At 56.4% G+C, this 26,239-nt stretch carries 18 protein-coding genes and 1 pseudogene; 2 read left to right on the forward strand and 17 right to left on the reverse strand.

Annotated features, from left to right (window positions below; genetic code table 11):
• Positions 1-42 precede the first annotated feature (42 nt).
• The 5 genes from ldtD to cmoM form a co-directional block, all read right to left on the reverse strand.
• Entirely contained in the window at positions 43-1,833 is a 1,791-nt protein-coding gene (gene ldtD / locus AB6T85_RS04485) for a L,D-transpeptidase (protein ID WP_369894890.1), read from the reverse strand.
• A gap of 157 nt (positions 1,834-1,990) precedes the next feature.
• Positions 1,991-6,442: a chromosome partition protein MukB gene (gene mukB, locus AB6T85_RS04490; RefSeq protein ID WP_369894892.1), complete on the reverse strand. Its 4,452-nt coding sequence runs from the start codon at positions 6,440-6,442 to the stop codon at positions 1,991-1,993.
• Positions 6,439-7,149 (reverse strand): chromosome partition protein MukE, encoded by a 711-nt coding sequence (gene mukE, locus AB6T85_RS04495; RefSeq protein ID WP_125288712.1) that lies wholly within the window; start codon positions 7,147-7,149, stop codon positions 6,439-6,441. Before mukE ends, mukB begins: the two co-directional genes overlap by 4 nt.
• Positions 7,130-8,452: a chromosome partition protein MukF gene (gene mukF, locus AB6T85_RS04500; protein WP_125288713.1), complete on the reverse strand. Its 1,323-nt coding sequence runs from the start codon at positions 8,450-8,452 to the stop codon at positions 7,130-7,132. Before mukF ends, mukE begins: the two co-directional genes overlap by 20 nt.
• Positions 8,449-9,231: a tRNA uridine 5-oxyacetic acid(34) methyltransferase CmoM gene (cmoM, locus tag AB6T85_RS04505; protein WP_301251211.1), complete on the reverse strand. Its 783-nt coding sequence runs from the start codon at positions 9,229-9,231 to the stop codon at positions 8,449-8,451. Before cmoM ends, mukF begins: the two co-directional genes overlap by 4 nt.
• Before the next feature lie 129 nt (positions 9,232-9,360).
• Between cmoM and elyC the strand changes: the two genes are divergently transcribed.
• On the forward strand, positions 9,361-10,152 hold the full coding sequence (elyC, locus tag AB6T85_RS04510; RefSeq protein ID WP_369894894.1) for an envelope biogenesis factor ElyC: 792 nt from the start codon (positions 9,361-9,363) through the stop codon (positions 10,150-10,152).
• Here elyC and AB6T85_RS04515 read toward each other — a convergent pair.
• From AB6T85_RS04515 to serC, 12 genes and pseudogenes are all read right to left on the reverse strand, one after another.
• The gene (locus tag AB6T85_RS04515; RefSeq protein ID WP_369894895.1) at positions 10,117-11,010 is read right to left on the reverse strand and encodes a YcbJ family phosphotransferase; all 894 of its coding nucleotides are present in this window, start codon (positions 11,008-11,010) and stop codon (positions 10,117-10,119) included. The genes elyC and AB6T85_RS04515 overlap by 36 nt on opposite strands.
• Before the next feature lie 96 nt (positions 11,011-11,106).
• Positions 11,107-11,853, reverse strand: coding sequence for a 3-deoxy-manno-octulosonate cytidylyltransferase (gene kdsB, locus AB6T85_RS04520; RefSeq protein WP_253454703.1), 747 nt, complete (start codon positions 11,851-11,853; stop codon positions 11,107-11,109).
• Positions 11,850-12,032, reverse strand: coding sequence for a Trm112 family protein (locus AB6T85_RS04525; RefSeq protein WP_125288718.1), 183 nt, complete (start codon positions 12,030-12,032; stop codon positions 11,850-11,852). The genes kdsB and AB6T85_RS04525 overlap by 4 nt, the downstream gene beginning before the upstream one ends.
• A gap of 80 nt (positions 12,033-12,112) precedes the next feature.
• Positions 12,113-13,318, reverse strand: a complete 1,206-nt coding sequence (locus AB6T85_RS04530) for a winged helix-turn-helix domain-containing protein (protein ID WP_369894897.1) — start codon at positions 13,316-13,318, stop codon at positions 12,113-12,115.
• A gap of 39 nt (positions 13,319-13,357) precedes the next feature.
• Entirely contained in the window at positions 13,358-14,338 is a 981-nt protein-coding gene (gene lpxK, locus AB6T85_RS04535; protein ID WP_253454707.1) for a tetraacyldisaccharide 4'-kinase, read from the reverse strand.
• Complete coding sequence (msbA, locus tag AB6T85_RS04540; protein ID WP_253454708.1) at positions 14,335-16,083, reverse strand: lipid A ABC transporter ATP-binding protein/permease MsbA; 1,749 nt, start codon at positions 16,081-16,083, stop codon at positions 14,335-14,337. Before msbA ends, lpxK begins: the two co-directional genes overlap by 4 nt.
• A 36-nt stretch (positions 16,084-16,119) precedes the next feature.
• Positions 16,120-18,381 carry a ComEC family protein gene (locus tag AB6T85_RS04545; protein ID WP_369894898.1) on the reverse strand — a complete coding sequence of 754 codons (2,262 nt, stop codon included), beginning with the start codon at positions 18,379-18,381 and terminating at the stop codon, positions 16,120-16,122.
• Between the two features lie 230 nt (positions 18,382-18,611).
• Positions 18,612-18,911, reverse strand: a pseudogene (gene ihfB / locus AB6T85_RS04550) (integration host factor subunit beta); the annotation flags it as partial.
• 71 nt (positions 18,912-18,982) lie between these two features.
• On the reverse strand, positions 18,983-20,656 hold the full coding sequence (rpsA, locus tag AB6T85_RS04555; RefSeq protein WP_125288723.1) for a 30S ribosomal protein S1: 1,674 nt from the start codon (positions 20,654-20,656) through the stop codon (positions 18,983-18,985).
• Between the two features lie 117 nt (positions 20,657-20,773).
• The gene (cmk, locus tag AB6T85_RS04560) at positions 20,774-21,460 is read right to left on the reverse strand and encodes a (d)CMP kinase (RefSeq protein WP_125288724.1); all 687 of its coding nucleotides are present in this window, start codon (positions 21,458-21,460) and stop codon (positions 20,774-20,776) included.
• A 207-nt stretch (positions 21,461-21,667) separates the two neighbouring features.
• On the reverse strand, positions 21,668-22,954 hold the full coding sequence (aroA, locus tag AB6T85_RS04565) for a 3-phosphoshikimate 1-carboxyvinyltransferase (protein ID WP_369894899.1): 1,287 nt from the start codon (positions 22,952-22,954) through the stop codon (positions 21,668-21,670).
• A 78-nt stretch (positions 22,955-23,032) separates the two neighbouring features.
• The gene (serC, locus tag AB6T85_RS04570; RefSeq protein ID WP_369894900.1) at positions 23,033-24,118 is read right to left on the reverse strand and encodes a 3-phosphoserine/phosphohydroxythreonine transaminase; all 1,086 of its coding nucleotides are present in this window, start codon (positions 24,116-24,118) and stop codon (positions 23,033-23,035) included.
• Between the two features lie 307 nt (positions 24,119-24,425).
• Between serC and ycaO the strand changes: the two genes are divergently transcribed.
• Positions 24,426-26,183 carry a 30S ribosomal protein S12 methylthiotransferase accessory factor YcaO gene (ycaO, locus tag AB6T85_RS04575; RefSeq protein ID WP_369894902.1) on the forward strand — a complete coding sequence of 586 codons (1,758 nt, stop codon included), beginning with the start codon at positions 24,426-24,428 and terminating at the stop codon, positions 26,181-26,183.
• The last annotated feature ends 56 nt before the right edge of the window (positions 26,184-26,239 follow it).

Below are 26,239 nucleotides of genomic sequence, written 5' to 3' on the forward strand. Positions count from 1 at the left end.
GCTGGCCGCAGGCCAACATCAGAAAACCTGAAGAATCAACCACTAGAGTAATAATTGACCAGCTTTCGCCAATACCTGCGCCCCGGAGCGCGCCGTCAGGTCATAATTGTAAATATCTGTACGATATTGCGTACGTCCGTCGTCAGCGACCCAGGCGGTCAGGTAATACAGATTGACCGGAATGTGATGACGCACCGGCACATAACGGGTATCACCCTGCTTCAGCGTGCTGGAGATACGCGAATCATTCCAGCCCGCATCCTGTAACAGCAGATTAGCCAAATCAGACGCCTTGTTTACCCTGACGCAGCCGGAACTCAGCGCCCTGATATCCTTCTGGAAAAGATTGTGGTTAGGCGTATCGTGCAGATAGATAGCGTCCGAGCTTGGCATATTAAATTTATAACGACCCAGCGAGTTCGTTGCCCCTGGCGCCTGACGGATACGATACGGGAACGAAGCTGCCGAAACCATCCGCCAGTCAATCATGGAAGGATCGATCACTTCAGCATCGCTGCTCCAGCCGGAAAGCAGCGTGTAGTTGTGCTTATACAGGTAGCTCGGATCCTGTTTTACCTTCGGGATAATATCTTTGCGCACCAGCGTGGTGGGTACATTCCATGGCGGATTAAGCACCACGTTGTTTAAGGCACTGCGCATGAGCGGCGTTTTACGATCCGGACGGCCCACGATAACGCGGGAATCCAGGATCTGATTGCCATTCAGATAATATTTCAGCGAGTAGTTGGCAATATTCACCATGATGCCGTTATGCATATCATCCGGCAGCAGCCTTAGCCGCTGAATGTTCAGCGCCAGCAGCGAGGCCCGCAGCTGCGGAGAAACGTTTAGCCATTCACGCGTTCTTGGCCCGATAACGCCATCGGCCTCCAGGCCCTGCCAGCGCTGAAAGCGTTTCACGCCCGCCACCAAATCTTCAGAATAGATATGGGCAGGATTACTGAGCGTACCACTTTCTACGTGGCCGGCCTGCTCCGGCGTATTCGCCTGCGGAGTTTGCTCAGCGGGAGAGGCCGAAGGGCTGACCGCGATTTCTTCATCTACGAAGGAAGCCGGGACCGGCGTGGTCGGCACCGCATCGTCATCAGGTTTTGGCGTATCGCTGCCGGGCGTCAGCATATTGGTGCGCTGCAAAATCTCTCGCAGCGCAGGCACATCGTCGCTCAGCTGCCCAGGGCGCAGGCTTTGTCTGTCGGTCAGCTGCGGCCAGGCGCGGTTGTCCGCCAGCAAATCTTTTAACGCCTGGTGCATTAAAGGATACTGTGGATGCTGCGGCGCCAAAGAGGCGACAAAAGCATGCGTGGCGCCATGCTCAACTGCCCGCTGCCACTGGTTAATCACCGATAAGGCAGGAACTTCCAGCTTGTAGGGGACATTGCTGTAAAGCCAGGTTTCGCCTTTAGCCGGCACCGTCGAAGCGAATTGCAGATAGCCAAGCATAGCGTCGGAAAGCACGACGTCTCGTTCCAAACCTGTTACCGCAGGATCGGTTAATAATTTAACCCACTGCGTGAACTGCGGCTGTACGCCGGAAATCGCGACTTCCGCCAGCTGCTGCTGAAACTGCTGCACGGCCTGGCGATCCTGCCACAGAGGCTGCATATGCTGCGTAGCATATAACGATGCCAGCGTTTTAAGATAAAAAGGCCGGTAGCCGTTAGTAAACAGCGATTGTAGCTTTACCTGCGCCTGCGAAGCGGAAACGGCGGCCGAATGCGGCATGGCCGCAGCGGCGGGTACGGCTTGCCCCAGCGCTAACGCCAGGCAGCAGGCCAGGCTAAGCTTTGCAAAATGAGTTCCTGTCAGCAACATCCCTTGCCTCCTGTAGCGGGTCTGAACGATCGACGCCTGAATAATGTTATTAGTATAGAAAAGAAAACGGCGCGCGTATGCAGCGGCGCGCCTGAGAGAGTAATTCGGCGGCACGGATTTTGCTATACGTGCCGCCGATTATTTTGTGCTGTTCGACTCAGGAGGAGAGTTCGGCAGGCTCTGCCGAAATATTGGCAGGCTCGGCCGCGAAGCCGCGCAGGCCAACCACGTGAACGTGCTCGCTGTTGTTGATAACCTTACGCACCAGCTTATAGGTCGTGCCTTTCTCCGGGCTGATATTCTCCGGCGCGGCAATAATCAGCTGCATTTCAAGGCGATCGCACAGTTCAAAAAGCGTGGCGATAGATTTGGCATCCAGACGCGCCGCCTCATCCAGGAACAGCAGGCGGCAAGGCGATATATCTTTACCGCGTAGGCGGCGAGACTCTTCTTCCCAGCTTTGCACCACCATCACCAGAATCGACATCCCGGTGCCGATCGCCTCGCCCGTCGACAGCGCCCCGCTTTCCGCGCGTAGCCAGCCATCAGAACCGCGGTTAACCTCCACTTCCATAGAAAGGTAGTTGCGGTAGTCCAGCAGCTCTTCGCCGATAGTTTGCGGCGTGCGCTGTCCCATATCGATCTGCGGATTCAGTCGCTGATAGAGCTTCGCCAGCGCTTCGGAGAAGGTCAGACGCTGGCTCTTGAACAGATCCTGATGCTGTTCGTGCTGCTCTGAAAGCACGTCCAGCAGCGTGGCGTGCGTTTCCCGCACGTTGACGTTCAGCCGCACGCTGTGTACCTGACCAAAGCTGACGCTCTGCAAGCCCTGGTTCAGCTGGCGGATACGGTTCTGCTCGCGCTGGATGGTTTTGCGAATGATGTTCGCCACGCTGCGCGAGCTGATAGCCAGCATCTGCTCACGAGCGGTCAGCTCTTCGCTCAGACGGCTCAGCTCAATTTCCATCTGCTCGATCGCTTCTACCGGATCGTCCGTGCGGATAATATCCTGACGGATACGCTCGCGCAGATGCTGATAAACGGCGATAAAGAACTCAATTTTACGCTCAGGCCGCTTAGGATCTTCCGACTGGCGCAGGATATCACGCAGGTGCTCGTTATCGGCGACCGCCAGACGCAGCGCGCCCAGCGCCTTATCCGACATGGAGCGCAGCTCGTCGCCGCCCAGATAGGCCAGCTCGCGGCGATGCAGACGACGTTCGACGCCGTTATCTTTCACCATGCGCAGAACGGCGACCCAACCGGCTTTGGCGCTGACCACCTGTTCGCGGCTCTGGTGATAATCACGCTCGACGCGCTTCAGTTTTTTCTGCAGCGCGTCCATTTCCGCTTCACAGAAGGTCAGCTGTTTTTCCAGCTGGTTGCGGCGGCTGCGGTTATTGCTCAGCGCCGTATAAAGCTCGTCGCGACGCAGCCGCGCGCGCTCTTCCGCGCTGGCATCCGCCTGCACGCCGATAGCCTGCATTTCCTGCTGTAGCTCCTTCAGCATATCTCGCTTGGCATCATACGAGCTTTTCAGCGAGGCGAGCACCTGGCTGTATTGCGTCAGCTGCGCCTGATGGTTTCTCAGCTGCTCGCGCGCACGCGCACGTTCGGCCTCTGCCTGCTCAAGACGACGACGCAGCTTCTCGTTGAGGTCGCTGTTGCCGTCAAGCATTCCGGCCGAGTCCGCATAGTTGAAATGCGCGCGTCGCTGCACCACTTCGGTGATGGCGAAAGCCTGCTGACGCGCATCGCGCTGCGCCTGCTGCGCCTGCTGATAATCCAGCTTGAGCTGCTCATGCTGTTCCGGGTCGCTTTGCAGCACCGCCACCAGCGGCTCCAGCTTAGCGAGGGCGGCACCGTGCTGCTGCAGGAAGCGTGCGGCTTCCTGCGCTTCGTCCAGGCGCTCCAGCAGCTCTTCGTGACGATCCTGGAGCGTTTCGTCCAGCAGCAGGCTAACGCGCGGCATCAGTCGGTTAAGCTGAGCGACACCCTCTTTCGCCTGGTCAAACTGCTGGCGCTGCTGCTGGTTTTCGCTTTCATGTGAGCTGATGGCGCGCTCAAGCTCGCCGCGGCGGCCATTCAGCTGACGAATTTCCGCTTCCGGATCCGGCTCGAAGGCCACGCCCAGATGGCCGCCGATAAAGCGGCTGAACGCCTGATGCAGGCGCTGCGTTTTCTGCACGTCGAAGGAGAGCGTGGCGTAGCGTTCCGCCAGCGTTTCGCGCTCGGCACGCAGCAGCTCCAGCTGGTTTTCACGAGCGGCGCGGCCAAACAGCGGGACTTTCGGAAAGCGGGAATAGCGCCACTGACGATCGCCCGCTTTGACCACGACCGCTTTTTGTAACTCTTCAACATTGAAGACGCTGTCGTCGAACGACTGCGGATCCCCTTCGATCAGATAGAGATCTTCCGGGCACTCTTCCAGCCCGTCCAGCTGTTCACGCACCAGCGACAGATCCGGCACCACGATAGCGTGGCGCGCAGGGCCGTACAGCGCGGAGAAGTAAGGCGCGTCCTCAATGGTGACGTCATCATAAATTTCAGAAAGCAGCACGCCGCCGAAACGCTCGGCCAGCTGGTTCAGGCGCGCATCTTCCGATCCGCCCGGCTGGCTCAGCCGATCGATCTGGCTTTCCACCTCGCGTTTGCGGCTGGCGACTTCATCACGCTCAACGGTGGTTTCACGCTCGCGCTCCAGCAGGCGCTGCATATGCTCGGTTACCTGCTGGCCGTTTTCCAGCGCCTCGCCGGTTTGCTCGCGCAGCTGTGTTAAAATTTCCTGCGCGTTCAGCCACTGCGGCGCCTGTCGCGTCAGGCGGGCGATACGTTCACGCACCTGCTCCAGCTCCTGGCGCATCGCCAGACGTCGTTCGCCCGCGTCGGCAACGCTCTCGCCAAGCTGCTCAATGCGCGCTTCCAGCTCATACTGCAATGCTTCCAGCTCTTCTGGCGCGTACTGCTGACCGTGCTTTTTGCAGAACTCGTTCAGCAACCGCTCGGCTTCCTGCTGCTCGCGCAGCCGCTGCTCCATCTCTGAAAGACGCGAGCGCAGCGACTGGAGCTGATCGGCGTGATAGCGCTGATTGCCGGCGTCGCGCAGCAGCTCGCGGCCGGTCTGCCAGGCTTCGCTGCGGCTCACCGGCCCGGCAATACGCGTCACCAGCTCAAACGCCTGCTCGAACTGGCTGTGCGCGGCCTGCGCCACGCTCATTTTCTGCTCCAGCATCAGCAGCCTGTCCGTGGCTTCCTGCTCTTTCGCCCGGAAGGTTTCCTGCCATTCCTGAGCGTTCTCAATAGTCAGCTCGCGGATCTGGCAAATTTCCTGAGCGCGCTGTAAGGCCGCCAGCGCCTGCTGGTATTGAATAGCGCGCGTTTGCTGTACATCCAGCGCCTGCTGATAGTCGGCCAGCTGGCTTTTCAGCTCGTCCACTTCCAGCTCGGCGGCTTCCGCCCGCGCTTCGTTTTCTTCATGGACTTCGCGCGCTTCAGCAACGACCTCGTTCTGCTCTTCCAGACGATAGGTCAGCTCATCGATATCGCCTTCGTAACGCTCGATTTTTTCCTGCTGGCGCATGGCGGTCTGCACCAGGTTAAGGTGATCGCTGGCGCTCTGGTAATCCGTTTCCAGATCGCTTTCCGCCCCGCTATGCTCCGCCAGCTCGCGCGCCATTTCTACATGACGATACTGCTCGGCGGCCAGCTGTTTACGGCTGCCGAAAAGCTCGCTGCGCTGCAGCATGGCGCCGTCCAGATGAACGCGGCGCTCGTTGGCGTGGCGCATATAGTCGGCGGCCACGTAGCTGGTCGCTTCTGAGATAAGATGCTTAAAGAGATCGCGATCGGACTGCGTTACGCGGATCGCTTCCAGCGTCATCCGGTTTTCACGCAGCGCCGCTTCCATATCCTGGAAAGCCTTACGCACGCCGCCGTTTTCCGGCAGCAGGTAGTCACGCAGCGAGCGCGTAATGGCGCTGGAGATGCCGCCGTACAGCGACGCCTCGATCAGGCGGTAGTATTTGCTGCGATCCGCCGCAGAGCGCAGACGACGCGCCACAATGCCCAGATCGAACATCATCGAGTGGTATTCAGTAATGGAGTTGTACTGCTTAAACTGCACGCTCTCCATCGCTTCAAACTTCTCTTTCAGCTCGCTGAGCGGCAGCACGCGAGCCTGACGAGCGTTAACCGTTTCGGTCAGGATCTCCGTCGGGTTAATGGACGTCGGCAGGCCGTGAATACTGAACGGTCTGATATCCACTTTGCGGTCGCGGCCGGCGATTTGCTGCAGGCGCACGCCGACGATAACGCGCTGGTGCACCGAGTTAACCACGTCCAGCGCCGCATAGCAGACGCCCGGCTTGAGCTTGCCGTGCAGGCCTTTGTCGCGCGAGCCGGAGGTCGCGCCCGCTTCCGTAGTGTTACGAAAGTGCAGCAGCGTCAGATCGGGGATCAGCGCGGTAACGAAAGCGGCCATCGTGGTCGATTTCCCCGCGCCGTTACCGCCGGACAGCGTGGTAACCAGTTCGTCAAGATCGAAGGTTCGGGCAAAAAAGCCGTTCCAGTTAACCAGCGTTAGCGAGCGAAATTTTCCGCGTTCAATCATTCTTCTTCCTCCGCCTGGCCGGCGTCGTTACCCTGCTCTTCTTCGTTCTGGCGGGCCTGGCCGCTTTCCGTAAACATTGCCTCGCCGTCTCTGATCATTCTCAGCTGCGCTTCGCGAGGATCGTCCCCGCTGCGCACGTCGGCGCCAAAGCGGAACACGGATTCGGTGATGCGGAACTTGCTGCTGTCATGGCCCATAAACCACACCATGCCCAGACGACGCAGGCGGCTTAAGGAGGCGCGCATTTTTTCATGCAGCTTCTGACGGTCCAGATCCGAACCGGTTGAGCGCTGGTTTACCAGCTTAAGCAGCTTGCTTTCATCCGCCAGCGTCAGCAGTTCGTCGTACAGCTCCTGCTGGGTGAAGATGCCTTCATTGGCCAGCCGCTCGGGGCTGAGGTAAAGCCAGCACAGGACTTTGCCCACCATCATATCCAGTTCGGAAAGCACCGAGCGCGCAATCAGCGTGGTAGAGCGGGGACGCAGATAGAAAAAGCCTTCCGGCGCGCGGATAAGCTCCACGTTATAGCGCAGATAAAACTCTTCCAGATATTCCTGGTAATCCATCAGAAAAGCGTGGTTGTCCAGCTCCTCAATACCGATATGGCGGCCCGCGCGCAGCTGGCTGTCGAGCGCGGGAAATAACGGATTAGCCAGCGCCATCGCCAGCTTAACCGGCATCACTTGTTCAATATTTATCGATGACATGCGCCTGTACCTTGGCTCCGTAATCATTAATGGCCTGCCACTCGGCGGGCAGACCGGAAAAATCAGCTTCGGCGACGCCTAAACGCACGGCCTGGTCGACCACGATCCTTGCCACGTCAAAATGGCGGGCGCGGGGATATTGCGCCAGATAGTCGCGCATCACCACGCCCAGATTCAGCGGTTTTTGCTGGGCTTTATAGATGGCCAATGCCTCTTCGATCATGGCGGCCAGCTGCTCGCGAATTTCGCTCAGCTCTTCGTATTCCAGTTCGGCAGGCAGTTCGCCCATCACCTCTTCGTTACGCAGCGTCAGCTCTTCGTCACGCACGTCAAACAGGCGTTCGGCATTGGCATAGGTCAGCGCCCACGGCGCGTCGAAATAGTTTTGCAGCGACTGACGCAGGCGCTGAGCGAAGACGCGGTTTTTATCCATATCAATCGCGGTACGGATAAATTTATGCACGTGGCGGTCGTAGCCAATCCAGAGATCGATGGCCTGCTGGCCCCAGCTGATAATGCGGTCAAGCTTGTTTTGCAGATCGAACACCAGCTTGTCGATAAAGCCGAGGTCGGGACTGCCCAGAGTGGCGTCCTGGATCCGCAGCAGGTTGGCCTGCAGCTTGTCGCCTGCGGCTTCCAGCGTATCCTGCAGTTCGCGCAGCGTGCCGGAGGTTTCATTCAGCAGCATCTCGCAGCTTTCAATCGCCGCGCGCCAGTCTTTGTTGAGCAGCTGCGCGATATCGTCTTTCACCGCCTGCTGCTGCTCATCCATAATGCGCTGGGTGATATCAATGCTGTCAAAAATCTCGGCAACGGAATATTTTAGCGGCGCGAAGACGTTGCGGTGCCAGTGAAAGTCATCGCCGTCTTCATCCGCCGCATCCGCCGCGCGCTTCAGTTCGCTTGCCACGATAGAAAGCTGCATGGAGAGCCGCAGCGTAGAAAACTCACGCTGGCGAATGTAGTAATCGGTGATGCCGATCGCGAGCGGCGTCAGGCGGTAAATGGCCTGCCCTTCAGCCTGTTCGCTGGTAAAGCGATTAAGCAAACGCTGCCGCACCATGTCGTTGATAGCGTTGTTGGCGCGGACGCTGACGGTTTCGCTGGTCTGTTCAAATCCTTCGCTGACGTGACGGAAGGCGTCCGTAAGTTCGCCTTCGCTCATCTCGCCATCCATGCGCTCGCCGTTAAGCGTGGCGACCGCCAGCAAAAAAGCCAGACGTTCGGTAGGCAACGAGACGGAAAAATCATTTTTTCGCGCCCAGGCAACCAGCTCCGGTACTGTCTGGGAAAATTCACTCATGCTTCGTCCTTTATGGGCTTCCGCGCTGTTACGTGGATATAGCGACCCAAACTTAAAAATGGCTCCTGGCGGCAAAAGCGCTTTTCCAGCGCCAGGATCTCGTCAAATCGTTCTGTTTGCTTGTGCTTATCGCGCATATAGTCGTGAAAAACGCGCACGCCGGCTTTGCTTTCGACGGTGAAGCCGATCTCCGCCAGCCAGCGATAGACCTGCTCCGGGTCGCGCGGATAGTCCGGCGACAGGGTTTTACGTTTGCGCTTGCGCAAATCGGCCTGCATATAGCCAAAGTTGCCCAGCACCAGCGTCTGCATCATCAGCCCGTTGAGGTTGTAAAACATCAGCGAGAGCACGCCGCCGGGCGCCAGCGTATCGTAAAGCGCGGCCAGCACCGCTTCCGGCTCGGCAACCCATTCAAGCACAGCGTGAAACAATACCAGATCGACAGGCTGAACCAAATGCTGACCGACTTCCTGCGCGCTGATTTGTCTGAATTCCATGTGGTCGCTCACACCTTGCTCGCTGGCGTTAAGGCGCGCGCGCTGCAGCATTTCTTCGGATAAATCGCACAGCAGAACCTGATGGCCAAGGCTCGCCAGCCCACAGCTGATTTGGCCTTCGCCGCCGCCCGCATCCAGCACGCTCAGCGGCCTTTGCGGCAGCGTCGCCAGAATCGCCTCCAGCTCCTGCCAGGCGATGGCCTGGCGAATGCGGCCTTTGGTGGTGCCGTAGATATTCTGCGAAAATTTTTCCGCGATATCATCAAAGTTGCGATCCTGCATAAGCGGGCTCCGGGCTGGGCAAAAGGGTGAATCCGGCGGCTATTTTGGCATACACTGAGGGAGAATGAACCTTTCCGTCACTGCTTCGCTTTCGGGTGGCGTTTTTTCGGACAAAAGGAAGCTGTTTTTATGCTTTTTACGCTTAAAAAAGCGATTGGCGGCCTGCTGATGCCCTTGCCGCTGCTGCTGTTAGTGATGGCGGTCGGGCTTTTTCTGCTCTGGCGCAGCCGCTGGCAAAAAACCGGGAAAATTATACTCTCTTCTGCCTGGCTAATCTTGTTATTGATCAGCCTTCAGCCTGTTGCTGATAGCCTGCTGTCCCCTGTTGAGAACCGTTTCGCTACGTGGCAGGAGAGCCGGAAGGTGGACTACGTTGTGGTGCTGGGCGGCGGCTATACGTGGAATCCGCAGTGGGCGCCGGGATCGAATATGATCGGCAACAGTTTGCCAAGGCTGGTGGAAGGGATCCGTTTGTGGCATGAAAATCCAGGATCGACGCTGATCTTTACCGGCGCGGCCGCGCAGAACAATCCCGTCAGCTCGGCGGAAGTCACGGCCAGAGTGGCGCAGTCATTGGGCGTACCGCGCAGCGCCATCATTACGCTGGATAAGCCGCGCGATACGAGCCAGGAAGCGCGGGAGGTGGCTAAAGTGGTTGGCCGCCGCCCTTTCCTGCTGGTGACCTCCGCCTCGCATCTGCCGCGCGCCATGCTGTTTTTTCAGCAGCAGGGGCTGGATCCGCTGCCCGCGCCAGCTAATCAGCTGGCTATCGCTTCGCCGCTGAACGCGTGGGAGAAAGCCATTCCCTCCTCGCTGTGGCTTGGTCACAGCGAGCGCGCCATCTATGAGACGCTGGGACGACTCTGGCAAAAGATAACGTCGCCTTCACTCAAGCCAGGGCAGCAGGGAGCGAGCGGCTAAATCGAAGCGGGCGCGGTTGAAACGGCCGGTATGGATCAGCCGATCCGCTTCTTCCCACAGCATATAGAGCCAGCGTCTGGCGATAAATCCTTCCGCGACGGGCGCCTGTTGCAGATAGCGGAACAGCAGCGTTTCCGCCAGGCCTTCCTCACTCAGGCGAAACAGCTCGTATTCACGCGGCGCCCAGAGCGTTCTGCCGGGATTGATCATCGACAGCAGCTGGTCGCTCCAGGCCTCCTTCAGCATATTGCTGAGCGACAGGTTGCCGTGCACCAGCACGCAGGGATCGTCGAAGTCGTCAAAAAGCGCACAGAGGTTCTGGCGACAGCGAAAGAGAAAACGGTGATCTTCCATCGTCAGCCGCTCCGGGCGCATATAGCTCAGCGTTGACCACCACACCTCAACCCGCTGTTTATACCAGGCGGGCCAGTTATTCTCCTGCGTGCTGTCTACCGTACCGACCAGACCGTGGCTGTCGATGCGATGCCAGGCCAGCAGCGCGGCGACGATCTGATCCTGCAGCTGCTGCCAGCGAGCCGGCGTGCGGGTGGGCGCTTCGACCGAAACGCCGCCCATGCGCTCAATCAGCAGGATCTCATGCTGCGGCGGCAGCTGGCTGACGATCAGCCCGTATACCGTCGGCATACGCACGGTGCTTTCGCGCGCCAGCATCGACAGCTTATAGGCTTCCTGCGAGGCGATTCCTTTGGTATTGAAGTATTTTGCCATCAGCGGCAGAGAGTGGCCTTTCCCATCGTAAAGCGAGTAGAGGCTGGCATAAGGCTGTTCGCTGATGCATTCGAGACGGCTTAGCGTCTCACCCAGCACTATCGAAAGTTCTGAACGAAGATGTTCCATCTGCTGCTCCTGATCGCAAGCGAAGTCGGATTGCCGTTTTTTTCCTGGTAATAGCAAGAAGCAGAGAACCAGGGCCGCTGCCGGCCCTGAAAATAGTTACTGCATGGCTGCCCGCACACGTTCCAGATCTTCCGGTGTATCAACACCCGCGCCCGGAACGGCCTGCGCCACGTCAACATGGATTTTTTCGCCGTACCACAGTACCCGCAGCTGTTCGAGCAGCTCAATCTGCTCCAGCGGGCTGGTCTGCCAGCTGACATAGCGGCGGATAAAGCCGGCACGATAGCCGTAAATGCCGATATGGCGCAGAAAATGATCGCCAATCGCCTGCTGCGAAACGGCAAACCGCTCGCGGTCCCACGGGATGGTCGCGCGCGAAAAATAGAGCGCGTTGCCCTGCGCATCCCTGACCACCTTCACGGCGTTAGGGTTAAACGCTTCTTCCGCTGACTCGATTGGTACCGCCAGCGTCGCCATACCTACGCTGCTTTTCGCCAGATTATCCGCTACCTGCCGGATGATGACCGGCGGGATCATCGGCTCATCGCCCTGCACGTTGACGATCACCGTCTCGTCAGGGAAACGGTATTTCTCAATCACCTCGGCCAACCTTTCCGTGCCGGACTGATGATCGGCTCGCGTCATGCAAACTTCGCCGCCCGCTGCTTCTACAGCACGCGCGACGTCATTATTATCCGTAGCGACAATCACGCGCTCGGCTCCTGATTCACGCGCGCGTTCCATAACATGCACGATCATCGGCTTGCCGTGGATATCGACCAGCGGTTTTCCGGGCAGCCTGGTGGAAGCGTAGCGCGCCGGAATAATTGCGACGAAACTCATGGATGCGTCTCTTCCAGCGTCAGCGAGCGCGCTTCCGTTTCAAGCAGAACGGGGATGCCGTCACGCACCGGATAAGCCAGCCCGTCAGGCTTGCAGATAAGTTCCTGACGATCTTTATTGTAATACAGCTTACCGTGACAAACCGGGCAAGCAACGATTTCAAGCAAACGATGATCCATGGTGTCTCCCTGGTGGATCCGATCAGACAGAACGTTAGAATATCATAGCTCGCGGTTGAGCGGTTAACCTCCCCGTCGGCTTAAAGCGCCCATTCTTTTGGCCAGATCGCGGCCAGTTCCGCAGGCAGGTTTAGCAGATGTACTTTTTGCGCGCCCTGCCAGCGGGCGAAACGGCTGATGGCCTGCTGAAGATCGGTCAGCAGCCCGGCGGTGATCCTCACGCCTGGCTCCAGCCACAGTTGCCTGATCAGCAAAACTTTTTCTTTGCGCTGCATTTTGGCATCCAGGCGCCCTTTTAGCGCGCCGCGATGCAGTATCGGCAAAACAAAGTAGCCATACTGCCGCTTCGCTTCCGGCGTATAGCACTCCAGACGATAGGCGAAGTTAAACAGTTCCAGCGCCCGCTTGCGATCCCACACCACCGGATCGAAAGGCGACAGCAGCGCAGTATGCGTGGCCTGGCTTTTTTGCTCCAGCATCGGCAGCTGTGAGTGATGGAGATAGCACTGCCCTAACGTTTCGACCTCCACCGGCACTACCGTGCCCGCCTCAATCCACTCTGCCAGCTGCTCTTTTACCGGCGCACGCTTCAGCCGATAGTAATCTGCCAGCCACTCGGCCCGGAAAAGCCCCAGACTTTGCGCGCTGTTGTACAACATTCGCCTGACCGCCTCTTTCTCTTCCAGCGCGTGCAGCGCATCATCCCATTCCGGCAGCACCCGCTGACGAAGGTCATAAACCCGCTGGAAATTACGCCGTTCGACCACCATCAATTCCCCGGCGGTAAATAAGTTTTCCAGATGGCGCTTGTGCGGTTTCCACGCCCACCAGCCGGACTGCTGGCCCGGCGGCGCGGCGAAGTCGGCCGATCTTACCGGCCCGTGATCTTTGATATGCGCCAGCAGCTGCGCGACCTCCTGCTGCCGCGTCTCTGCCCATGCGCCGTTATATTTCCAGCCCATAGCCTGCGGCGAAAGCATACGGTGGCGCAGCAGCGGATAATCCTCAGCAGGAATAAAACAGGCCTCATGCGCCCAGTATTCAAACAGCCTGCCGGTAGCCAACGCCTCTTCCAGCCACGCGGACGGATAGTCGCCAAGTCGGCTGAACAGCACCAGATAAGGGCTGCGGGCGACTACATGGATAGTGTCGATTTGCAGCAGAGACATTTGCCGCACGCAATTAAGCAGATCGGTAAATCGTGCTTTGCGCTGCGACGGACGAAGCAGCCCCTGAGCGGCAAGATGAATATGGCGGGCCTGAATTAGTGAGAGAGAAATCGACATAATGCACCTGTATTCACATAGTGCATTCAGTTTAGCGAGTTATTTTTGCGTAAGGGCAATAATGCGGTTCAGCAGCGCGTCAGCCCGATCCGTCGGCAGCGCCGCGTCCACCGGCAGATACCACCAGTTAGCCGCGGCAAAGCGGCTGGCTTTAACCGCATCCTTCTCCGTCATCAGCAGCGCCTGGTGTGCAGTCGCCAGCGGGGCCAGCTGCGCCTCGCTGTAGGCCTGGTGATCGGCGAAAGAGACTTCCTTAATCGGGATAACGCCCAGCTGACGCAGCGTGGCAAAAAAACGCGGCGGATGACCGATACCTGCCATAGCGACCACGTCGCCAAGCGATGCCGCAGGGCGGGTTTCGCCGGTTTGCAGATTGACAGCAAGGCCGGGCGTCAGGCGCATCGCTGTTTCATCAGCCAGCGCCGCGCCGCCGTTAGTAATGACCGCGTCCACCGTTTGCAGGCGTGATGCCCGCTCGCGCATTGGACCGGCCGGCAGCCACCAGCCGTTGCCAAATCGACGCTGACCATCAATAACGACTATTTCAAAATCTCTGGCCAGCGCGTAATGCTGCAGGCCGTCGTCGGTGATAATAATATCCACCTCGCCCTGCGCCAGCAGCGCCTGCACGGCGTCTTTACGGCGGGGTGAAACGGCCACCGCCGCGCCGGTGCGGCGATAGATCAGTATCGGTTCATCACCCGCCTCGCTAGTGGTCGTATTGCCATCAAGCACCAGCGGATAAGCTTCCGCTTTACCGCCGTAGCCTCTGGATACCACGCCGGGGCGCAGACCACGCTGCTGCAGTGCCTGCACCAGCCAAATCACCACCGGCGTTTTGCCGTTGCCGCCAGCCGTCAGATTCCCGACCACGACCACGGGCACCGGCGCGCGCCAGGCCTTTCGCCAGCCCTGACGATAGCTAAAGCGGATCAGGCTGGTGATCAGCCCGTACAGCCAGCTGAACGGCAGCAGCAGCCGCCAGAGGCCGGACCGACCACTCCAGAGGCGCTCAATCATTGACCAAACTGCATTTTATGAAGCTGAGCATAGGCACCCTGGCGCGCTAACAGCTCGGTATGGCTGCCGCGCTCCACGATATGGCCATCCTCAACCACAACGATTTCATCTGCCTTTTCAATAGTGGAGAGGCGATGCGCAATAACCAGCGAGGTACGGTTTTTTTGCAGCTCATCCAGCGCTGACTGAATAGCGCGCTCCGACTCGGTATCCAGCGCGGAAGTAGCCTCATCCAGGATCAGGATCGGACAGTCACGCAGCAGCGCGCGGGCAATGGCAATACGCTGGCGCTGGCCGCCGGAAAGCAGCACGCCATTTTCACCGATGACCGTATCCAGGCCGTTATCCATTTTACTGATAAAGTCCATAGCGTGCGCCATCGTTGCCGCTTTTTCGATATCTTCCCGGCTGTACTGCTCGTTGCGGGCGTAGGCGATATTATTGGCTACCGTGTCGTTAAACAGATGCACGTTTTGCGAGACTAAAGCGACCTGATTTCGCAGCGAGCTGAGCGTATATTCACGCAGATCGTGACCATCCATCAGAATTTCGCCCTGCTGGATATCGTAAAAACGCGTCATCAGGCTGGCAATCGTGGATTTACCCGATCCAGACCGTCCCACCAGCGCAACGGTTTTGCCCTCCGGGATCGCCAGGTTGATATTATGCAGCGCAGGCGTTTCGCGTCCCGGATAGGTAAAGGTCACATTGCGGAACTCCACATCGCCGCGAGCGCGCTCAATCACGCGCGTGCCCGTATCAACTTCCTGCTCGCTGTCGAGAATGGAGAAAAGCGTCTGGCAGGCGGCCATGCCGCGCTGGAACTGGGCGTTAACGTTCGTCAGCGATTTCAGCGGGCGCATCAAACCAAACATAGAGGTAAAGACGACGGTAATCGTGCCCGGTGTCAGCGTTGCCATTACGCTTGGGAAGCTGGCAGCATACAGAACAAAAGCCAGCGCCAGCGAAGCGATAAGCTGAATAATAGGATCGGACACGGAAGAAGCGGAAACCAGTTTCATCCCCTGCTGACGCATCCGATTGCTGACGCGGTCAAAACGCTGGGTTTCGATTTGCTGTCCGCCAAAGATCAGCACTTCTTTATGCCCTTTCAGCATCTGTTCTGCGCTGGTGGTCACCTGGCCCATGGTGTTTTGCATGCTTTTGCTGATATTACGAAAGCGTTTTGACACCATACGGATTGCAAAGGAGACGACCGGCGCCAGCAGGATCAGGATTAGCGACAGCTGCCAGCTGTAGTAAAACATCATAATAAACAGGCCGATAATGGATGCGCCTTCGCGCACTACCGTTACCAGCGCGCTGGAAGACGATGAGGCGACCTGTTCGGAATCATAAGTAATGCGCGACAGCAACGTGCCGGTAGATTGCTGATCGAAGAAAGCGACCGGCATCCCCATCATATGGCTGAAAAGACGCCGACGCATCGACATCACCACATTCCCCGATACCCAGGAGATGCAGTAGCTTGAGATATAGCTTGATATGCCGCGTACCAGCATCAGGCCGATAACGGCGAGGGGCATCCAGACCAGTACGGAGGAGTCCGCTTTACCAAAACCATCGTCCAGCAGCGGCTTAAGTAAGGACATCATCAGCACGTCGCCCGCTGCGTTAATAATAAGAGCAACGGAGGAGACGGCCAGCCCCGGTTTAAAGGGTTTGATCATCGGCCAGAGGCGTCGAAAGGTCTGCCAGGTGGAGAGATCTTTGTCCTGATGCATGTGTTAACCAGCTTCCAATTGAAATAGCCGCTCATTCTAACTGGAATAACGTGTTACGCCAAACCACTGATGGTACCAACGGGGCATTATTTGCGCTCTTAAGCTTAAAACACGCCAGTTATCCTTAGAAAATTCTACGCTGATTTGCCCTGCCACAGCCGTGTCGTACCAGCTGTAATTGTTCTTCAGATAGCGGGTAATTATCCTTTCCGCCGGTAGCTTCCAGGCGCTATAGCGGGCAGCGGAAGCCAGCGCGGCCTGGCCAGCCACCCTTCGCAGCAGGGGCGGCGAAGACGACGTTCCACTACCGTGATGCGGCACCTGTAATAGATCCGCCCGTAACGCTTCGCCATAGCGCCTGACAAGCTGTAGCTCTGCGGGCGTCTCAATATCCCCGGTCAGCAAAACCCGCCATTTACCATCCGTCACCATTACGACGCAGGACTGATTATTACCGTGCTCTTTCTGCGGTCGCTCCGGCCAGAGAACCTGAAAATTTAACGTCTGCCAGCGCCAGTTTTGGCCCTGATAGCAGGGTAAATGTCCCGATACGCCCAAATCGCTATGGATTTTCGCTGCGGGAAACGCCTTGTGCAGGCTTTCCAGGCCGCCGATATGGTCGAGATGGCCGTGGCTTAAGATAATGTGTTGTAGGCTTATGCCCTGCCAGCGAAGCCAGGGAATAATCTGGCTTGAGGCCGCGTCGCCCCCTGCCCATCTGTTGCCGGTATCATACACAACCGCATTTCCCCGCTGCGAAATTACTACGGCCAGTCCATGACCGATATCCAGCATATCCATACGCCACTCTGGCTGCCTGACGTGCAGCCGCCAGCACAGCAGCGCCAGACATAAGCTGGCCAGCGTAAAAGGGGAACTTCGCCACCAGTGAAAGCGCCAGGCAAAGAGCAGCAGCAGGCACACGGGACTGAGCCATAATGCCTGCTGGCTGACGGTAAGCCAGCCGTCGGGCAGCTGCCGTAAGGGATAAAAAACCAGCGCCAATGAGCGATCCGCCGCCCACCAGAGCAGCTGGCTTAGCGATGCGACAGGCAGCGATAAAACGGCGCCAAGGATCAGCGGTACCGTAAGCAACGTGACCAGCGGCACTGCCCACAGGTTAGCCAGCAGCGCGCTGACGCTCACGCCGTGAAAAATAAAGATCTGTAGCGGCATCAATAATAAAAACAGCCCGGTCTGTAAGTGCAGCAGCTGTAACGGCAGCCAGCGTTTTTTCCCGATAAAGCGTCCGGAAAGCGGAAACCATTGATACCAGAGAAGTAACCCGGCGACGGCAACAGCTGACAACCATAAGCTGTCCGACAAAATGCTTAAGGGATCGAAAAACAAAATAGCACCGATACACAGCCGCCAAACCTGCCAGCCGCTACAGTTACGCCCCTTCAGGCGCAGCAGGCTCCAGCTAAGCAGCGCCACTATCGCCCGCAGCGCCGGAGGGCTTCCGCCGGAAAGCCAGCAGTAGATCAGCGCCAGCGCGATGCCGCTAAACAGGGGAAAACGATACTCTATCCAGCTGGCGCGGAAGCAAGGCTGGAAAATTCGCGCTATCAGCCAGCCTACGCTCGCAGCCAGGCCTATATGCATGCCTGAAATCGCCATCAAATGCGCCGTCCCGGTCTCCCTCAGCAACGCTTTTGTCTCGCTGCTTAGTTCGCTACGTTCACCAAACGTCAACGCCAGGATAACGCTATGCCAGGGCAAGGCGGCGAAATAGTCACGACTTTTCTGCATGACTTTTTCACGCCAGCCACAGCGGCTGTCGACAATCTGCCATGTCAGCGCCCTGCCCGTCAGCGGCGTGCTGACAGCCAGCGCGAAACGTTGCGCATCGAAGCCGCCCTCGTTAAGGCGCGCATGCACGGGCCGCAGCCTGAGCTTCATACGCCAATGCTGGCCCGGACAAAACGTTTGGGTACCCGGTATAGCGATCAGGGCGTAAACAGGTGGAAAAAGACGTTTCTCCGCCACGCTTTCAATGCGTATTTTGACGCGTTGCGACTGCGGCTGTAGCTGTTCAATGCCCACTACGGCTTCAACAGGAGCCGCTGAGAGAAAGGCGGTTTGTTGTAGAAGCGTTTTTGCCGGGATAACGGCCCAGATAAAAAGCAGCAGAACCAGGGCACTTTCTCTTAACCAGCGCTGTCGGGTTATCAACAGGAGCGCAATCAGCCCCAGCAAAAGCTGGATGGCGGCTGTATCAGGCAGCGCCCGCAACCAACAAAGCGGCAGCGCTGCGATAATCATCCACAGCGAGAGTCGGCTAAGGCTATAGGACATAATGCTACCTCCGTTACGCATGACGGAAGTCTGACGGGGTTTCATTACGGGCGCAGCCAGCATTTCTCAGTCTTCAGAAACGTAGCGCAACATTTTTATCAGGTTGCAGAAAGCAATACAGGGTTTGCGAGGAGGCTCTGGTTAATCCACTATCGGACTGGATCCAGCTATGCTGCAGGCAAAAAAAAACGACACCGAAGTGTCGTTTTATTGCGTGGTAATGCGAAACCTTAGCCGTAGATATTCGCGCGATCGCGTAATTCCTTGCCCGGTTTGAAGTGCGGAACGTATTTACCTTCCAGCTCAACCTTGTCACCCGTTTTAGGGTTACGACCGGTACGGGGAGCGCGATAGTGCAAAGAAAAACTGCCGAAGCCCCGGATTTCGATGCGTTCGCCCTGGGCAAGCGTAGTGGCCATGTGCTCAAGCATCTCTTTTACCGCATCCTCAACGACTTTCGCCGGAATATGAGAGTGCTGGCCAGCAAGTCTTTCAATCAGTTCTGACTTGGTCATAAATCCTCCGGTTAATCCCTGTTGGAAAAAGCTTTGGCAATCACGGCTGGTTCAGGGCAGCTTAAGCCGCCCTGATGCAAACGCAATTACTCGCCTTTAGCTGCTTTAAATGCTTCAGCCATAGCGTTAGAGAAGTTGCCTTCTTCCTGTTTGGTGTTAACAGTATTGATAGCTTCTTTCTCGTCAGCCTGGTCTTTAGCACGAACAGACAGGCTCACTACGCGGTTTTTGCGATCCACGCCAGTGAACTTAGCTTCAACGTCGTCGCCAACGTTCAGAACCAGCGTAGCGTCTTCTACACGGTCGATTGAAGCTTCAGAAGCGCGCAGGTAACCCTCAACGCCGTCTGCCAGTTCAACTGTAGCACCTTTAGCGTCAACTGCAGTTACTTTACCGTTAACAATGGCACCTTTCTTGTTCAGAGAGATGTAGTTGTTGAACGGATCTTCTGCCAGCTGCTTAACGCCCAGGGAGATACGCTCGCGCTCTGCGTCAACCTGCAGAACCACAGCAGCGATTTCGTCGCCTTTCTTGTATTCACGAACTGCTTCTTCTCCGGTAGCGTTCCAGGAGATGTCAGACAGGTGAACCAGGCCGTCGATGCCGCCGTCCAGGCCGATGAAGATACCGAAGTCAGTGATTGACTTGATTTTACCTTCAACGCGGTCGCCCTTGTTGTGGGTTTCTGCGAACTGCTGCCATGGGTTAGATTTGCACTGCTTCAGACCCAGGGAGATACGACGACGTTCTTCGTCGATGTCCAGAACCATAACTTCAACAACATCGCCCACGTTAACAACTTTAGACGGATGAATGTTTTTGTTGGTCCAGTCCATTTCTGAAACGTGCACCAGGCCTTCAACGCCTTCTTCGATTTCAACGAAGCAGCCGTAGTCGGTCAGGTTGGTTACACGACCAGTCAGGCGGGTGCCTTCCGGGTAACGCTTAGCGATTGCGACCCATGGATCTTCGCCCAGCTGTTTCAGACCCAGAGAAACACGGGTACGTTCGCGGTCGAACTTCAGCACTTTAACAGTGATTTCGTCGCCAACGTTGACAATTTCGCTTGGGTGCTTAACGCGTTTCCAGGCCATGTCAGTGATGTGCAGCAGGCCGTCAACGCCGCCCAGATCAACGAATGCACCGTAGTCAGTGAGGTTCTTAACGATACCTTTAACTTCCATGCCTTCCTGCAGGTTTTCCAGCAGCTGATCGCGCTCTGCGCTGTTTTCGGATTCGATAACCGCACGACGTGAAACCACCACGTTGTTACGTTTCTGATCCAGCTTGATTACTTTGAATTCAAGCTCTTTGCCTTCCAGGTGCAGCGTGTCGCGTACTGGACGAACATCAACCAGGGAACCTGGCAGGAACGCACGAATACCGTTCAGCTCAACTGTGAAGCCACCTTTCACTTTGCCGTTGATAACACCGGTAACAGTTTCAGCATCTTCGTAAGCTTTTTCCAGCGTGATCCAGGCTTCATGACGCTTAGCTTTCTCACGGGACAGCAGGGTTTCACCGAAGCCGTCTTCCACTGCGTCCAGAGCAACGTCAACTTCGTCGCCTACCTGGATTTCCAGTTCGCCGGCTGCGTTCTTGAACTGCTCTGCAGGAATTGCAGATTCAGATTTCAGACCCGCATCAACCAGAACTACGTCTTTGTCGATAGAGACAACAACGCCACGAACGATGGAACCCGGGCGGGTTTCGATTGTTTTTAAGGATTCTTCAAATAGTTGAGCAAAAGATTCAGTCATATTGATAATCTTCAGGATTCTTCAATTTAACGTCCACCTGACATCCTGCCGGGTGGGGTTGTTTCACATGCCCTGTGATATCCATATCAAAGGGTTAAAAAAATCGGTTCTGCGATGCTACTGCGGCAGAGAAAGTTTTTCGCGCGCATAATTCAGAGCAGTTTCAATCACCTGCTCGATTGACATGCTGGTTGAATCCAGCACTAACGCGTCTTCTGCCGGTCTTAACGGTGCGATAGCACGGTTGCGATCGCGATCGTCACGCTCTTTTATCTCAGATAAAAGGCGTTCAAAGTTAACACTAAAGCCCTTCTCCTGCAACTGTAGCATACGGCGATGCGCACGCTCTTCAGGGCTGGCATCCAGAAAAATCTTTACCTGGGCGTCCGGAAAAACCACCGTACCCATATCTCTTCCGTCCGCAATAAGGCCTGGCGCTTCCCGGAATCCCCGCTGACGGCGCAGCAGCGCTTCACGTACGCGCGGGAAAGCGGCGACTTTCGAAGCCGTATTGCTGACATCCTGAGTGCGAATTTCGCTTGAGACGTTTTCGCCCTCAAGGATGACTTCCATCTCGCCATCGCTGGGCACAAAGCGAACATCCAGATGCGCCGCGATAGGGACCAGCGCCTCTTCAGAAGTCATGTCTACCTGATGGTGTAACGCGGCCAGCGCCAGCACGCGATAAATAGCGCCTGAATCCAACAGATGCCAGTTTAATGCCTCAGCCATTGCCTTGCACAAGGTCCCTTTACCGGCTCCGCCTGGACCATCAATGGTGATCACCTGGGCTATAGGCGTCATGTCGTTCTCCTGTTGGTGGAATGCCTGCTTAACCTGCTCAGGCAAATAACGACGCATATTATACGCTGCTCTACTGACGATCGTTACCCCTTAAGCGTAGACGGGCTGAAATTAATCGAGAGCCGCAAAAGGATTTCCCAGGAAACCAATGCCAGGAGCGTGAAGCAGATCGCAACCCGCTGCACAGCTATGCAGCGGGGGCGTTCGTTATGCCGGCTGGCTGAGACGTGCAAACTGCTCGAAATAATCCGGGAAGGTCTTGGCCGTGCATTTCGGATCGAGAATGGTCACTGGCGTAGCAGACAAGGCCACCAGCGAGAAGCACATCGCCATACGGTGATCGTTGTAGGTGCCGATTTCAGCATACTGAATAGTTTCAGGCGGCGTGATGCGAATATAGTCATGCCCTTCTTCGACTTCAGCACCAACTTTACGCAGCTCGGTCGCCATTGCCGCAAGACGATCGGTTTCTTTCACGCGCCAGTTGTAGATATTACGCATTACCGTAGTGCCTTTGGCAAACAGCGCCGCCGTGGCGATAGTCATCGCCGCGTCCGGAATATGGTTCATATCCAGATCGATAGCGTTCAGTTCGCCGCGCGTGCAGGCGATATAGTCGTCGCCCCATTCAATAACCGCGCCCATTTTTTCCAGCACGTCGGCAAAATGAATGTCGCCCTGCATACTTTTTCGACCGATACCTGTGACTTTAACCGTACCGCCTTTGACTGCGGCCGCTGCGAGGAAATAGGAGGCGGAAGAGGCATCGCCTTCCACCAGATAATCGCCTGGCGAGGTATAGTTCTGGGTGCCCCTGATACGAAATACAGCGTAATTATCGTTTTCTACCGTGACGCCAAAGGTCTGCATCAGGTTCAGGGTAATATCGATATAAGGTTTTGAAACCAGCTCGCCCTTAATGGCAATGGTCGTGTTTTGTGGAGCCAGCGGCGCGGTCATCAGCAGCGCGGTCAGGAACTGGCTGGAGACGCTACCGTCGACGGCCACTTCGCCCCCGCTGAAGCCGCCTTTGATATGCAGCGGCGGATAATCCGTCTGTTCAAGATAGTCGATCTGCGCGCCGCCCTGGCGCAACGCATCGACCAGATGACCAATCGGACGTTCTTTCATCCGCGGCTCTCCGGTCAGCACAATATCGTTAGAACCCAGGCAAAGCGCGGCGGCCAGCGGGCGCATCGCCGTCCCGGCATTGCCTAAAAAAAGCTCCAGCGGCTGCGTCGACTGCAGAGGGCCGCCCTGACCAGTCACTTCACACTCTGTGCGGTCTTCAGAAAGCGTAAAGCTTACGCCCAGCGCTTTTAGCGCGTTCAGCATATGACGCACGTCATCACTGTCCAGAAGGTTGGTCAGACGAGTAGTGCCTTTTGCCAGCGCAGCGAGCAGCAAAGCGCGATTTGAGACGCTTTTGGAACCAGGTAGGTTAATGGTACCTTCTACTCGCGCGACGGGTTGTAAAGTCAGGGATTCCTGCATGTGAGACTTCTTCTCCAGATAAAATGCAACAAAACCCCGCACCGGGCGAGGTTTTACTATCAAAACCGTACCGGCTAATTAACCGTGACGACGTTCAAAATCAGTCATAAATTCGGTTAGCGCTTTAACGCCTGCCAGCGGCATAGCATTGTAAATTGAAGCGCGCATTCCGCCTACGGCACGATGACCTTTTAACGCATGCAGGCCAGCCGCGAATGATTCTTCGAGGAAAACCTTATCCAACGCTGCATCAGCCAGCTGGAAAGGCACATTCATGCGCGAGCGGTTAGCGTGAGCCACATCGTTACGGTAAAAATCACTGTTATCAATGATACCGTAAAGCAGATCGGCTTTAGCCTGATTCCGCTTGTCCATTTCCGCTACGCCGCCCTGTTCTTTCAGCCATTTAAAGACCAGGCCGGAAAGATACCATGCAAAAGTCGGCGGCGTGTTAAACATGGAGTCGTTTTCGTTTAATACCGTGTAATCCAGGATTGACGGCAGCGCTTTCTGGGCTTTGCCCAGCAGATCTTCACGTACGACCACCAGCGTCAGGCCAGCTGGCCCAATGTTCTTCTGCGCACCGGCATAAAGGACGCCATAGCGGTTGATATCCAACGGACGGGAAAGAATAGTGGAAGAGAGATCGGCTACGGCAATCTTATCGCCGAAGTCCGGCTCTTCATTAATAGCAACACCGTCAATGGTTTCGTTTGGACAATAGTGAACATAGGCTGCTTTATCTGAAAGCGCCCACTGGCTCATAGGCGTAATAGTGCGCAGCCCGTCAACGGTTGTTTTCACGTCAATGACGTTAGGCGTACAGTATTTTTCCGCCTCTTTAATCGCGCTGTGCGCCCAGTAGCCGCCGTCGGCATAGTCTGCCGTACTCTGGCTGCCCAACAGGTTCATCGGAACGGCAGCAAACTGCGCGCGCGCGCCGCCGTGGCAGAATAATACTTTGTAATTTGAGGGGATTTTCAGCAGATCGCGAAAATCTTTTTCCGCTTCCACGGCCACCTGCGTAAACTCCTTGCTGCGGTGGCTGATCTCCATCACGGAAGTTCCTGAACCCTGCCAGTTGCAGAGTTCCTGTTCGGCACGACGTAGCACTTCTACCGGCAGCATTGCTGGACCGGAGCTAAAATTGAAAACCTGGCTCATTTCCCCTCACCACTTTCAGATCAATCGATTTCGAGTCTGCTACCGGTTTTATCATTGCCACCCTGGCGCTGCAATGTTTAATCGGGTCAGCCGACCAGTTATGCGGCCTGCGCCGCAACAGCTTGTAGCGTGAAATATAGTGACCACGATATTTTGTGAGGCGTCTTCCGGTTAGCTTTTTTTATGGCCGATCTGCGCAGGCAAAAATGCCACAATAGCCGGGTAAAACAGTTCGTCGGATAGCGAATGGTCGGGAAACCCCGTATCATGGCGCGTTTTCGGCACAACCCAAAAACGAGTGGGCACTATGACGCAAACTTATATTCCAGGCAAAGACGCCGCACTGGAAGATTCCATCGCACGCTTTCAGCAAAAATTACAGGATTTTGGCTTCCATATTGAAGAGGCCTCCTGGCTGAATCCGGTTCCTCATGTCTGGTCGGTCCATATTCGCGACCGCGACTGCCCGCTCTGCTTCACCAACGGTAAAGGCGCCAGCAAAAAAGCGGCGCTGGCTTCGGCATTGGGTGAATATTTTGAGCGTCTGTCGACCAACTATTTCTTTGCTGATTTTTGGTTAGGTAACGCGATCGCCAACGGCGATTTCGTGCATTATCCTGACGAAAAATGGTTTCCGCTGCCGGATGACGACAGCCTGCCGGAAGGCATTCTCGATGCGCGACTGAAGGCGTTTTACGATCCTGAGCAGGCACTTAGCGCCAGCGATTTGATCGATCTGCAGTCCGGCAATGCCGCACGCGGCATCTGCGGCCTGCCGTTCACGCGTCAGTCCGATGGGCAAACGGTTTATATTCCGATGAACATCATCGGTAACCTCTACGTCTCTAACGGCATGTCGGCAGGCAACACGGCCAACGAAGCGCGCGTTCAGGGCCTTTCTGAAGTCTTCGAGCGCTATATCAAAAACCGCATTATCGCCGAATCTATCAGTCTGCCGGCCATCCCGCAGGAGGTGCTTAACCGCTATCCGGGCGTAGTGGAGTCCATTGCTAAACTGGAAGCTGAAGGCTTCCCAATCTTTGCTTACGACGCTTCACTGGGCGGCAACTATCCGGTTATTTGCGTGGTGCTCTTCAACCCGCAAAACGGTACCTGTTTTGCTTCATTCGGCGCGCATCCTGATTTTGGCGTGGCGCTGGAGCGTACCGTGACAGAACTGCTGCAGGGACGCGGGCTGAAAGATTTGGATGTCTTTACGCCGCCAACCTTTGATGATGAAGAAGTCGCCGAGCACGCTAATCTGGAAACGCACTTTATCGATTCCAGCGGTCTGATCTCCTGGGATATGTTCAAGGACGAGGCGGATTATCCTTTTGTCGACTGGAGCTTTGCAGGCACCACGCAGGAAGAATTCGCCACGCTGATGGCCATCTTTAAAGCGGAAGATAAAGAAGTCTATATTGCTGACTATCAGCATCTGGACGTGTATGCCTGCCGTATCATCGTGCCAGGCATGTCAGATATCTATCCTGCGGAAGATTTGCTGCTGGCTAATAACAGCATGGGCGCTTACCTGCGCGATACGCTGTTATCACTGCCCGACAGCCAGTGGGAAAAAGAGGATTACCTGGCGCTGATTGAACGCCTGGACGAAGACGGCCATGACGACTTTACCCGCGTACGCGAGCTGCTGGGCCTGGCAACAGGCAAAGACAACGGCTGGTACACGCTGCGTATCGGCGAGCTGAAAGCGATGCTGGCCCTGGCAGGCGGCGATATCGATCAGGCGCTGATCTGGACGGAATGGACTATGGAGTTTAATGCCTCCCTGTTTTCACCCGCCCGCGCCAACTACTATCGCTGTCTGCAAACGCTGCTGCTGTTGAGCCTTGAGGATGAACGCGATCCTGTGCAATATCATACTGCTTTCGTACGTATGTATGGACAGGAAGCCGTAGACGCGGCATCTGCCGCCATTAGCGGTGAAGCGCCTTTCTACGGGTTGCAGAGCGTGGATGAAGAGCTGCTGGCCTTCCCGGCTCATCAGTCGCTGCTGGCTGCCTATGAAAAGCTGCAGCAGGCGAAACGCCGTTACTGGAAATAATATTTTTGGCCCGCTCGACAAAAGCGGGCCTTTTATCAGGGCCAGTTTTAACGCTA

Origin of the sequence: Erwinia aeris, from assembly GCF_041224955.1 — a bacterium.
Lineage (GTDB): Bacteria > Pseudomonadota > Gammaproteobacteria > Enterobacterales > Enterobacteriaceae > Erwinia > Erwinia aeris.

Excerpts from the sequence above, each read along its gene's own strand:
- ldtD (WP_369894890.1), bottom strand. The coding sequence starts at position 1,833 with ATGTTGCTGACAGGAACTCATTTTGCAAAGCTTAGCCTGGCCTGCTGC.
- mukB (WP_369894892.1), bottom strand. The coding sequence starts at position 6,442 with ATGATTGAACGCGGAAAATTTCGCTCGCTAACGCTGGTTAACTGGAAC.
- mukE (WP_125288712.1), bottom strand. The coding sequence starts at position 7,149 with ATGTCATCGATAAATATTGAACAAGTGATGCCGGTTAAGCTGGCGATG.
- mukF (WP_125288713.1), bottom strand. The coding sequence starts at position 8,452 with ATGAGTGAATTTTCCCAGACAGTACCGGAGCTGGTTGCCTGGGCGCGA.
- cmoM (WP_301251211.1), bottom strand. The coding sequence starts at position 9,231 with ATGCAGGATCGCAACTTTGATGATATCGCGGAAAAATTTTCGCAGAAT.
- elyC (WP_369894894.1), top strand. The coding sequence starts at position 9,361 with ATGCTTTTTACGCTTAAAAAAGCGATTGGCGGCCTGCTGATGCCCTTG.
- AB6T85_RS04515 (WP_369894895.1), bottom strand. The coding sequence starts at position 11,010 with ATGGAACATCTTCGTTCAGAACTTTCGATAGTGCTGGGTGAGACGCTA.
- kdsB (WP_253454703.1), bottom strand. The coding sequence starts at position 11,853 with ATGAGTTTCGTCGCAATTATTCCGGCGCGCTACGCTTCCACCAGGCTG.
- AB6T85_RS04525 (WP_125288718.1), bottom strand. The coding sequence starts at position 12,032 with ATGGATCATCGTTTGCTTGAAATCGTTGCTTGCCCGGTTTGTCACGGT.
- AB6T85_RS04530 (WP_369894897.1), bottom strand. The coding sequence starts at position 13,318 with ATGTCGATTTCTCTCTCACTAATTCAGGCCCGCCATATTCATCTTGCC.
- lpxK (WP_253454707.1), bottom strand. The coding sequence starts at position 14,338 with ATGATTGAGCGCCTCTGGAGTGGTCGGTCCGGCCTCTGGCGGCTGCTG.
- msbA (WP_253454708.1), bottom strand. The coding sequence starts at position 16,083 with ATGCATCAGGACAAAGATCTCTCCACCTGGCAGACCTTTCGACGCCTC.
- AB6T85_RS04545 (WP_369894898.1), bottom strand. The coding sequence starts at position 18,381 with ATGTCCTATAGCCTTAGCCGACTCTCGCTGTGGATGATTATCGCAGCG.
- rpsA (WP_125288723.1), bottom strand. The coding sequence starts at position 20,656 with ATGACTGAATCTTTTGCTCAACTATTTGAAGAATCCTTAAAAACAATC.
- cmk (WP_125288724.1), bottom strand. The coding sequence starts at position 21,460 with ATGACGCCTATAGCCCAGGTGATCACCATTGATGGTCCAGGCGGAGCC.
- aroA (WP_369894899.1), bottom strand. The coding sequence starts at position 22,954 with ATGCAGGAATCCCTGACTTTACAACCCGTCGCGCGAGTAGAAGGTACC.
- serC (WP_369894900.1), bottom strand. The coding sequence starts at position 24,118 with ATGAGCCAGGTTTTCAATTTTAGCTCCGGTCCAGCAATGCTGCCGGTA.
- ycaO (WP_369894902.1), top strand. The coding sequence starts at position 24,426 with ATGACGCAAACTTATATTCCAGGCAAAGACGCCGCACTGGAAGATTCC.